At 39.7% G+C, this 11,710-nt stretch carries 8 protein-coding genes; 5 read left to right on the plus strand and 3 right to left on the minus strand.

Annotated elements, in window-relative coordinates; all coding sequences use genetic code 11:
- Positions 1 to 157: 157 nt before the first annotated feature.
- Positions 158 to 2,593, plus strand: coding sequence for a CoA-disulfide reductase (gene cdr, locus ES017_RS11245; RefSeq protein WP_021093938.1), 2,436 nt, complete (start codon positions 158 to 160; stop codon positions 2,591 to 2,593).
- A gap of 127 nt (positions 2,594 to 2,720) precedes the next feature.
- Here cdr and ES017_RS11250 read toward each other — a convergent pair whose 3' ends face one another.
- Positions 2,721 to 3,410: a TerC family protein gene (locus ES017_RS11250; protein WP_021093937.1), complete on the minus strand. Its 690-nt coding sequence runs from the start codon at positions 3,408 to 3,410 to the stop codon at positions 2,721 to 2,723.
- 225 nt (positions 3,411 to 3,635) lie between these two features.
- Here ES017_RS11250 and ES017_RS11255 point away from each other — a divergent pair, with 225 nt between their 5' ends.
- From ES017_RS11255 to ES017_RS11265, 3 genes are all read left to right on the plus strand, one after another.
- Entirely contained in the window at positions 3,636 to 4,085 is a 450-nt protein-coding gene (locus tag ES017_RS11255) for a C40 family peptidase (protein WP_021093936.1), read from the plus strand.
- A 168-nt stretch (positions 4,086 to 4,253) separates the two neighbouring features.
- Complete coding sequence (locus ES017_RS11260) at positions 4,254 to 6,377, plus strand: bifunctional diguanylate cyclase/phosphodiesterase (RefSeq protein ID WP_021093935.1); 2,124 nt, start codon at positions 4,254 to 4,256, stop codon at positions 6,375 to 6,377.
- A gap of 20 nt (positions 6,378 to 6,397) precedes the next feature.
- On the plus strand, positions 6,398 to 8,296 hold the full coding sequence (locus ES017_RS11265; protein ID WP_042535654.1) for a protoglobin domain-containing protein: 1,899 nt from the start codon (positions 6,398 to 6,400) through the stop codon (positions 8,294 to 8,296).
- Positions 8,297 to 8,363: 67 nt separating this feature from the next.
- On the opposite strand, the gene ES017_RS11270 is transcribed toward ES017_RS11265, so the two are convergent.
- Both ES017_RS11270 and ES017_RS11275 read right to left on the minus strand, forming a co-directional pair.
- Positions 8,364 to 9,845 carry a methyl-accepting chemotaxis protein gene (locus tag ES017_RS11270; RefSeq protein WP_021093933.1) on the minus strand — a complete coding sequence of 494 codons (1,482 nt, stop codon included), beginning with the start codon at positions 9,843 to 9,845 and terminating at the stop codon, positions 8,364 to 8,366.
- 119 nt (positions 9,846 to 9,964) lie between these two features.
- Complete coding sequence (locus ES017_RS11275) at positions 9,965 to 11,032, minus strand: nitric oxide synthase oxygenase (protein ID WP_021094582.1); 1,068 nt, start codon at positions 11,030 to 11,032, stop codon at positions 9,965 to 9,967.
- Positions 11,033 to 11,252: 220 nt separating this feature from the next.
- On the opposite strand from ES017_RS11275, the gene ES017_RS11280 reads away from it, so the two are divergent.
- Positions 11,253 to 11,699, plus strand: a complete 447-nt coding sequence (locus ES017_RS11280) for a hypothetical protein (RefSeq protein WP_021094581.1) — start codon at positions 11,253 to 11,255, stop codon at positions 11,697 to 11,699.
- The last annotated feature ends 11 nt before the right edge of the window (positions 11,700 to 11,710 follow it).

Genomic DNA, 11,710 nt, shown 5'->3' on the forward strand with positions numbered 1-11,710 from the left:
GTTTTTTCTTCAACAAAATTATACAAACATCTCTATAATCAATACAACGATGTTCTTTCATGAAAATATTCACATATTCGTCACAAACAAATACTAATACCCCTTTATCTATAATTTTCATTGTGATACAATTCACATTGTAAGGAGGTTGATCAATATGAGCAAAAAAATTGTCATTGTTGGTGGTGTAGCTGGTGGCGCAACAACAGCGGCCCGTCTACGCCGTTTAGATGAACAAGCGGAAATCGTGATGTTTGAACGTGGGGAATATATTTCATTTGCAAACTGTGGTCTTCCATATTATATCGGCGGTGCTATTACAGAGCGTGATGCTTTGCTCGTTCAAACGGTTGAAGGCATGGCGGAAAAATTTCATCTCGACATCCGCATTCAAAGTGAAGTCATTGCGATCAACCGCGAACGTAAAACGGTAACCGTGAAACATTTACCAACAGGTGAAACGTACGAAGAAAGTTACGACTATCTCGTTTTATCACCTGGAGCAAGCCCGATCAAACCAAACATTCCAGGCATAGAAGAAGCAAACGACTTATTCACATTGCGCAACATTCCGGATACAGATCGAATCAAATCATATGTAGATGAAAAGAAGCCGAAAAAAGCTGTCGTCATCGGTGGCGGCTTTATCGGTGTAGAAATGGTGGAAAATTTATGGGAGCGCGGCATAGACGTGACGCTCGTTGAAATGGCGAAACAAATTATGGCGCCTGTCGACTACGAAATGGCGGCAATTCTTCATCAACATATAAGAGATAAAGGCGTACGTCTCATTTTAGAAGATGGCGTTGCATCATTTGAGCAAAAAGGAAAAATCGTTCGCTTGCAAAGTGGAACAACGATCGAAACGGACATGATCGTCTTAGCTATTGGCGTAAAGCCAGAAAATGAACTAGCTAAACAAGCAGGACTAGCTATTGGCGAACGAGGTGGCATTCAAGTCAATGAATATTTACAAACATCTGATCCATCCATCTATGCGATTGGTGATGCGATTGAGGTGATTGACTATATTAACGGCAAACCGACTCACATTCCACTCGCATGGCCAGCAAATCGTCAAGGTCGAATCGTTGCCGACCATATTTATGGCCGGAACGTACGTTACAACGGAACGCTTGGCACAGCGATTGCAAAAGTATTTGATATGACCGTTGCGGCAACAGGAAACAACGAAAAAACGCTACAACGTCTCGGCATCACATATGAAGTGTTACACATTCATCCAAATTCACATGCGAGCTATTATCCAGGTGCGTTTCCAATCGCCCTAAAATTATTGTTCGATCGCAAAACTGGTCGCATATTCGGTGCCCAAGCGGTCGGTTACGATGGGGTTGATAAGCGAATTGATGTCATTGCAACGGCAATCAAAGGTGGAATGACAGTATTCGACTTACCAGACTTAGAATTAGCTTACGCACCGCCATATTCATCGGCTAAAGACCCAGTCAATATGGCAGGGTATGTTGCATCAAATATCATTGAAAACATGGTCGAAACAATTCAATGGCATGAAGTCAATCAATTAGTGAAAAACGGGGCATGTCTCGTTGACGTTCGTGAAGAAATGGAACGCGACATGGGATTTATTCCGGGCTCAATCAACATTCCGCTCGGACAATTACGCAAACGACTTCACGAGCTATCAAAAGATGAAACGATCTACGTTTATTGCCAAGTGGGATTACGCGGTTATTTAGCAGCACGCATATTAACTCAACATGGGTTCCGCGTGAAAAACTTAGATGGTGGATATAAAACATACGCCGCTGTTTACAACGAATATGAAGCACATCAAGCAGAGAAAGAAGAAAAACAAGTGGAGCGTGTTGATGTCATGAATGTTCAAGCAACAACATTAGATGCATGCGGACTCCAATGCCCTGGACCAATTATGAAAGTATATCAAACGATGGAACAGCTAAAAGATGGCGATGTATTAGAGGTCAAAGCAACGGACCCTGGATTTGCTCGTGACATTCAATCATGGTGTAAAAAAACGGGCAACACGTTACTAAAGACTACGTTCGAAAATAAAATGTTTACCGCCTATATCCAAAAAGGAACGACAGCACCCGCTCCATCTATAAAAGAAACGAAAAAAGACGGGGCAACGCTCGTTGTGTTTAGCGGGGATTTAGATAAAGCGATCGCATCGTTTATTATCGCATCGGGTGCCGCAGCAATGGGCAAAAAAGTAACGATGTTCTTTACATTCTGGGGACTAAATATTTTACGGAAAAAAGACGCTCCGCCGGTACAAAAAGATATGCTTGAGAAAATGTTCGGCATGATGATGCCAAAAGGTGTTCATGATCTCCCGTTATCAAAAATGAACATGGCAGGCATGGGACCAAAAATGATTCAATACGTCATGGAAAAGAAACATGTAGATGACATTGAAACATTAATGAAAAATGCTATGGCTGCGGGTGTTAAACTTGTCGCTTGCTCGATGTCGATGGACATCATGGGCATTAAAAAAGAGGAATTAATTGATGGAATCGAAGTGGGCGGCGTCGCAACATATTTAGGTGATGCAGAAGAAGCAGGCTTAAACTTATTTATTTAAAAAAATCGGGCTATCTCGCGATCGAGATAGCCCTTTCAAGTATATTCACAGGGGGATCGGGGGAATACACTTAGCATTATTCATTATGACCGTTCTTTTTTGTTTTATACATATGTTCATAAAATTTTTATGCAATTTTTTGTTTATCCATTTTTTTATTTTTTACATATCCCGCCAGTAAAATAAACCCTATAACAACAATAAGAAATACGAGCGATTGCGAATCTTGAGAAAAAGCCATCCATTTTTTTATTTGTTCATCCTTTAATAACATCTCCCCCGCTGTCCACGCTAAAATACCTGATCCAACATAAGGAATCCATTTATATTTCTCCATCGCCAACACAATCGCCTTCGACCCAAAAATCATAATCGGAATGCTGATCGCGACACCAAAAGCGATCATGCCGATATGCCCCCCTGATGCTCCGGCAATCGCCACAACATTATCTAAGCTCATGACAGCATCAGCCACAATAATCGTCCAAATCGCTTTCCATAAACGGTCGGCCGCTTGTACATTCGCTTCTTCTTCCTCGTTCACAAGCACTTTATACGCAATCCAAAGGAGCAATAATCCTCCCGCAAAATGAACAAATGGAATTTGTAATAAAAAGACGATGATTGCAGCAAACAATATGCGCAAAATGACGGCTCCAGCAGTCCCGAATAAAATGGCCCGATTGCGTTGCTTTTCCGGCAATCGACGCGTAGCCATGGCAATGACAATCGCATTGTCTCCAGATAAAATAATGTCAATCGCAATAATTTTTAACAAAGCGACAATCGCTTCTGATGAGATGATCCAATCAAGCATCTAAGCTCCCCTTTTTCAATATATTTCTCCCCTATCTTATCGCGAAGCCCGTCTACATTCAACTTTTCTATTCCGACATATATGTTAAATTCTCTCTTTATTTTTACAAAAACCGACCGTTGTAATGTATTTGTAACATAATTTAATGGCTATGTAACAATTTTTCGACATCTTTTTTGCTATAATGTATTCGTCGATGGAACAAGTCTTTTGGAGGTTCAAGCAATGAAAAAGTCTCTAGCCACTGCCGCTCTCTTCATGATTTTATGTTTCACTTTTTTTGCAAACCCTTTCAAAACAGAAGCTGCGTTTTCAGCGAATACGCTTATTGCTGAAGCACAGAAAGTAATTGGTACACCGTATCGTGCAGGAGGAACGACTCCAAAAGGATTTGATTGCTCTGGCTTTGTTAGTTATACATATAAAAAATTAGGTGTTTCGCTCCCTCGTTCTTCAGAAGCAATGTATGGGGTCGGAAAGCCTGTTTCCCTCAACCAATTAGCACCGGGGGATTTGCTGTTTTTTAAAACATCGAAACATAAAGGGATCTCTCACGTTGCAATTTATATTGGCCACGGGCGTATGGTTCATTCCACATCATCAAAGGGAGTCAAAATAGACTCTATTCATCAATCTTATTGGAAACAACGTTTTGTTGGAGCGAAACGTTTATAAAGCGAAGGCAAGCACTTCATGCCGAACGTCTTTTCGACGCGAAGTGCTTGCTCTCGACAACAAAGCAGGGGACACCTCCTGCTTTTTTTCATTATTTTTTCATTTCCTCTCCTATTCTTGCGATATATAATATATGTAACGTGGGGATGATGGAGGGACATAGCACCGATGACAAAAAAAGAAAAATGGTCCATGATAGTTAGCTCGTTGGCGTTCATTTGTTTCATAGCCATTTTGCTGTTTAGTTCAGCGCTAACAATGACATTTAAACAAAATCACTTTTTGTCAATTCATACATTGCTTGAGTTTTTCAGCATTACAGTTGCTATGGCTATTGCGTTTCAAGGATGGATTTCGTTTCCGCAAGCGTTATCGCGCCGTCGATTGCGCATTGCGACAACTTTTTTAGCCGTCGGCTGCCTCGATTTATTGCACACGCTTACATATAAAGAAATGCCGGGCATTGTGTTTGCAGATAGTTCCGTTCAGCTTGCGACTTCTTTTTGGCTAGCTGCTCGGCTCACACAAGCAGTATTTTTATTGCTCGCTTTTTTACTTCCTGACGGACCGATTCAAGAAAAAGAGAAGCTGCTCGGTTTCTTCGTTCCTTTACTATATGTAGGGCTTTTATCGATAAGTATCGTTCATCTTGCAGACTCCTTGCCACCGCTTGTCGTTGAAGGGCTAGGAACGACTCCACTAAAAAACGGAGTAGAGTACGTTATCACAACATTACACATCATCACGATTATTTTACTCATTCGACACTATAAAGAAAAACGGCTAGCGCCAACGCTTGATGTCATGGTCGGTTTCGTCTTCTTACTTTTAAGTGAACTTATTTTCACGCTATACCGCAACGTTTATGATGTGTTAAACATATTCGGACACGTATATAAAGTAATCGGCTTTTCTTACTTTTTACGCGGTTTATATTTAGCGTCGTTTAAAGAACCGTTTCAAGCAAGAGAGCGTGCCGAGCAAGCGCTCGCTAAAAGTAGAGAGCAACTGAGAAAACAAGCTTTATTCGATGAACTAACAAATTTACCAAACCGACGCTATTTTATTGATACACTTCGTGAGCGACTCGAAATAGCGAAACAAAAAAACGAAACTGTGGCGCTTTTTTTCCTTGATTTAGATAACTTTAAAAATATTAATGACTCACTTGGCCATGCAGCTGGTGATCTTTTGTTGCAATTGGTGGCGAAACGATTAAGTCATTTGCACGATCATTTTGTCGCTCGCCTTGGGGGCGATGAATTTGCGGTCATTGTTGCTGATGTTCCATCATTTGAACAAGTAGCACAACAGATGATTGATATACTTGGCGAACCTTTTTTTATTCGTCAAAAAGAATTGTTTATTACAACAAGTCTCGGCATAAGCGTATACCCAACAGATGGGGAAGATGAAATGACATTGATTCAACATGCGGATATGGCGATGTATGAAGCAAAGAAAAAAGGGAAAAATCAATGGGCGATGTACGATCCAACGTTTGAACAAGAGCGCATCCGAAAATCACTCATTCGCCAACGATTACACGTCGCTTTAGAGCAACACGCCATTTCTGTATATTATCAACCAATTATCGACATGAAGAAAAATCAACTTGTTGGAATGGAAGCGCTCGCTCGCTGGAACGATGAAGAACTCGGCTTCGTTCCACCAAATGAATTTATTAGCATCGCTGAAGAGGATGGTTTTATTATTCCGCTTGGAGAATATATTTTCCAAACAGCTGTTTGTGACTTAAAACGACTACATGAACAAGGCTTAACTCACGTATATGTCAGCATTAACTTATCGCTTCGTCAATTGAAAAACGAGCAGTTTCTTTCTTTTGTACAACAATTATTAGAGAAAACGAGTTTGCAACCAAACCATATTGAATTAGAAATTACAGAAAACATTGCGTTAAGCGATGAAAAGCAAGTCATCGAAACGATTCATGCCCTAAAACAAATGGGAATTCGCATCGCGATTGACGATTTCGGTAGCGGCTATTCATCAATCGGTTACTTGCGCCATATTTCTGTCGATACACTCAAAATTGACAAGTCGTTTATTTTCGAAGTCACCACAAACGAACATACCGCAAAATTAACCGAAGCTATTATTGCGCTTGCCCATCGCTTGCATTTGCATATCGTCGCTGAAGGAGTAGAAACAGATCAACACGTTTCGTTTTTACAATCAACTCATTGCGACAAAGTGCAAGGCTATTTCTTTAGCCCGCCTGTTCCGTTTGAAAAAGTTGTGAAACAAGTTCAAGCTGCTCATATATAATAAAGGGGAGAATTTGGGGGATGAAACATATACAAGTAACAGACAAAAAGCGACTTCATCAGCTACGTTATACAGGGGTAACAGAAGAAAAGCTACAATCCATTTACAATCATCGCAATGTATTACAACCGTTAGTCGAAGGAATTGTGGAAGATTTATATAAAGAGATATTATCTATTCCTTCTTTACGCAAATTAATTGAAGAACATTCGACATTAAGACGATTGAAAAAAACACAAATCACATATTTGAATGAATGTTTTGCAGGGGTCATTGATGACGAGTATATTCAAAAGCGGTACAATATCGGCAAAGTGCACTCTGAAATCGGACTTGATTTGAAATGGTATTTAGCTACGTATACGAAATACGTTGAAATTATTTACAAACATATCTCTCCCGTTTTGCCGAATGAAGCAATCAACATTTTATTAGCTATTCATGCACTATTTTCATTTGACATGCAGCTTACCCTTGAAGCATATGAAATGGCTGAAATCGAAAAAGCAGCACACCCGCTTCGTTACGAACTGCACAAATTACAACAAGTGAATGGATTTACAGAACAAGATTTGCAACATCTTGATGAATTTAGCGGCTATATTTCGTTTCGCGTCGATGCGATTATGGAAGCATTTCGCCAATCGTTTTCACAACGGCTATGGGAAGAGTATTCATACAGTTTTTTTGAACGAGAAAAGTTTTTTCAGTATGTTAAAAACTTTTTGTTACAATTTTTCCAAGAGAAAATTTACTATGACACCGAATCATACTTTCGCATCATTCGCGACTGGAGTCGATTAATTATCGATCAAAAATATCATGAAAGCTTTTTCCATATTACAACGGAATCTATTTGCGAAGCGATAAAAAAGATATTTTTAACAAAAGAATATTTGCATGACCCACATGTCGTTCAATATATTTACTCGTTCGAGCGATTTACGAAATTTACACTTTCAATTATGCAAGAAATCATTCGACCGTACTTATTTTTACGCGATTTCGATTTTCTCGATATTTACGCCTACGAAATTAGCACAATTGATTTTGGTCGTATTACATGGATTGATGAAAAAACGAAACGATTGTTGCATCACATCGGCATAGAGGAAGAGCATCCGATTGGGCGTCGCTGTTACGAGTTATTTCATCAACGTACCGTCCCTTGTTCAGGCTGTCCAGCGTTAGAAGAAAAGTCCGAACCACTGCTTGCCACATTTGAAAATGAAAGCGGGCCCCATTATTATAAGGTTCGGCTTTTGCCGCAAAATAAAATTTTTGAGCTATCTCGTGCCCTTCTCGTCATTCAAGATGTCACAAAAGAGGCAAAAGTGATGTTCGATACGCTTGAACGGTTGCTTCAACTAGCTGAATATCGCGATGATGATACGAAAAATCATGTGCATCGCATCGGCATTCTTTCCAGCATGCTTGCTCGTCTTGCTGGGTGTGACGAACAATTTGTGGCTAATATTCAAATTGCAGCGAAATTTCATGACATCGGAAAAGTTGGTATTCCTGATTACATCTTAAACAAACCAGGAAAGCTAACAAAAGAAGAATGGGAATCGATGAAGACGCACGTGCTCATTGGCCATCAAATTTTAGCCAATCTCGATTTACCTGTCATTCAAATGGCTGCAAACATTGCACAAACCCATCATGAATGGTGGAATGGACAAGGATATCCAAACGGATTAAAAGGAGAAGAAATTCCGCTAGAAGGACGAATTGTCGCCATTGTTGATGTGTTCGATGCATTATTGTCCAAACGCATTTACAAAGACGCTTTCCCTCCAGAGAAAGTAAAAGAGATTTTACTTGATGGTCGCGGAAAACAATTCGATCCGAAATTGATTGACTTATTCATTACAATGTGGAACGATTTTCTCGAAACAAGGGAAAGCCTAGCGTAAATGTAATGTAACAAAAATAAAAGCACCTCCAAATATTTCATGTGAAATTCGGGGGTGCTCTTCCTTTTTATACTATTTGTTGTTGAATCGTTGCGGCACGATGAGCCGTTTCTGTTACATATGCCGCCATTTTTTCATTCGCATCTTTTAAGTGTTCTACTGTTGCACTTACTTCTTCGAGGGCTGCACTCGATTGTTGAATGAAAACAGAAAAATCGCTAATGGAACGATCCATTTTTTCTCCTTGTTTCTCTAGCTTCTCGCTAATGATAAAAAAGTGAGAAAGTTGTTCTTGCAAATAAGTTAACGACTGATACAATCGTTCAAAATATACATTCACTTCATCCGTCAATGATTCATTTTTCGTTAATTGTTCACTCGTTTCATCCATCCGCTCTAACAGCTCATTGTTACTTTCGTTTACTTCTGCCAAATTACAAACGATTTGTTGTGTCGTTTCTTCCGTTAATACAGCCAACTTTCGAATTTCTTCTGCAACGACCGCAAATCCTTTCCCGTATTCCCCTGCTCGCGCTGCTTCAATCGTCGCATTTAATGCCAATAAATTCGTTTGATTTGTAATTTGTTTAATTTGTTTCGTTAACTCATTTGTATTGGCAATTTTACTCGTTAATGCATTTAATGTCGTTCTCGTCGCATGAATCGCCTCATGGAACTTTGCTGTATGTGTTAGTAAAAGATGCATTTTTTGTATACCAGCCTGCGCCATTTCACTTGATTGTGCTGAATGTTCCTTTAATTGTTTAGAAGTTTCGTAAATTCGCTCACTCATCGTTTTCGCTTCCGCTACTTCATCATGAATATCAACGACTTGTTCACTTTGTGCTTGACCTGCCACCGCAGCTTGCCGAATCGCTTCTTTCATTTCTTCTTGTGCTTGCACATTTTGAAGCACCTTTTGATGAATATGTTCCACATTTTCAATAATGTGTCTTAATTGTTGTTCAAGCTCATACCTTCTTGCACTTTGCTTTTCTTTTTCTTCATGCGTCTGTCCAACATGCTCAACAAGCTGATGAAACTGCTTACGACTTAAATGCAACAAAACAGAAAGCGCGATGCCTATCATCACATAAACGATAAAAACGGTATGCCCAGTTTTTTGAAACACCTGCTGAAACGGTGAAGGAGTAAGTGCACTGACAACTAAAACAATTGTTCCAAGCAACATCCCTGTCATAAACAATACGCGATACAAATGTAACACCGACAACACAGCTAAACAAAAAGCCAAGGCGATTGTCCCTAAACTCCCGCCTGTCGTAAACAAGCTGCCTAACGTCGCAGAAAATAATATAAAAATAATAAAGTATGGATATATGTGCTCATGCTTTTTTATCTTTTTTAACACGATATAAACGAGTACATTGAGTAAAAGACTTCCCCCATAAATAGCAATCTTCTCTACTTTCTCCCCAATCAAAATAAGTCCAATCAAGCCTGTTAACGCACTAAACGTATAAATGAGGAACAGAAAAAAATTTTTCTTCCTCATTTCTTCCATCTTGAGTTGCTCAATAAAATCCAATCATGTCTCCCCCTTTTCCTTTTTTCTATAACTATATCAAAAAAATAAGAAGATAGTAAATATTATTCTGAAAATTAGGAATATATTCCTGCAAAAAACACCACGCCATTGACGCGGTGTTACTCATAAGGACGTTGTTGATAAAAATAATTCGGTTTTACAATTGTATTATCATAATATTGGTGAAAAATGTGCGTTGTCGCTGGGGAAAGGGGAGGAATGAGCCACGTCCAACTGCCTGTTACTTTCCTTCCTGCTTCTTGTTCGTGTTGTTCAAATCGCTTAAACTGCTGGGCTGCCGTATGGTGATCAACAATGCTTACTCCTGCTTTTTTATACGAATATAAAACAGCTACATTTAATTCAACAAGCGCTTGATCTTTCCATAGTGTGCTATTTCTCGATGTATCAAGACCCATGCATGAAGCAATTTTTGGAAGCATATTATATCGGTAATCATCCGCGAAATTGCGCGCCCCGATTTCTGTTCCCATATACCAACCGTTAAACGGAGCTGCTGTATACCGTATACCACCGATCTCTAAACACATATCTGAAATAATCGGCACAGCGTACCATTTTAACTGCAAATCATGGAACCACGCAAACTTCGGATGTTCAATCGGTACTTCAAGTACAATATCTTTCGGAATCGGAAACAACTTCGGCTCGCGACCATCTACTTGGATGACGAGAGGTAAAACGTCAAAATGCGTCCGTTCCCCTCTCCAACCTAACTGTTCACACGCTTTCGTAAACGAGATGGATGATGAGTCTCCAATGACTCCATACTCTGTTTCATAACCGGCATAACGAATTAACTGATGATTCCAAATGCGAACACGTTCAGGACGAAAAATAGTAATAGTCGGACGAATTTTCCCCTCGTTTGTCGCGAAAGCAATGTGATGGAATAGACGCTCCGCAATATCTTCTTCTCTCTCTATCGCACGTGCATCAAACACATGAAGCGTTTGCCAAAATAAACGTCCGATACAACGATTGCTGTTTCGCCATGCCATGCGCGCCCCATGTTCAAGCTCTTCATACGTATGTTCATACGTTCCCGTTTGTTCAATTTCTCGCTTCACTTGTTGTAACCGCTCATATATTTCATCATCGTTTTTTCCTAACTCTGTATAGCATAAAGTGATAAATTGTTTTGCCTCTTTCCATAATGCTGTCAACGTCAGTCCCCCCACCATCTTGTCTTTTTATACAATACACCATCTAGCAACAAAATCACAACAAAGAGCATATTCCACCCTTTGAACCAATTGTGTATAATAAAATACAGGAAACAGTCTTTATCCGCATCACCACACATCCTAAACACCTCTTCCTAGCACCGTACATGCCTGTCACCTGTTTCCCTTTCTACACTTCTAAACGAAAGGAGGTTCCCTCATGGAGCATACGTTGCGACAAATTTTGGACAAGCTTGACAAAATGGAAGCTAACATGACAACGAAGCAGGAACTTGAAGAAATCAAAGCCAACATGGCGACGAAGCAAGAGCTTGCAGAAATCAAAGCAGAACTTGAGAAAGTCAAAGCTAACATGATAACAAAACAAGAACTTCAAGAAGTCAAAGCTAACATGGCAACAAAACAAGAACTTCAAGAAGTCAAAGCTAACATGGCAACAAAACAAGAACTTCAAGAAGTCAAAGCTAACATGGCGACGAAGCAAGACTTCACGCTTGTCCAACAAGCCGTGCTTGAAACAAATGAAATCGTCAAAAAACTAGAAACGAAAATTGACAGCCATGAAAAACTTTTAACTCTTCTTTCGCATCGCTCACTCGAGCATGAAGCAGCTATTTCTAGCATTCGTTTCATTTTAACAAAATAAACGAGGGAACT

The sequence above is a fragment of the Anoxybacillus sp. EFIL genome (assembly GCF_013096955.1).
GTDB lineage: Bacteria > Bacillota > Bacilli > Bacillales > Anoxybacillaceae > Anoxybacillus > Anoxybacillus ayderensis.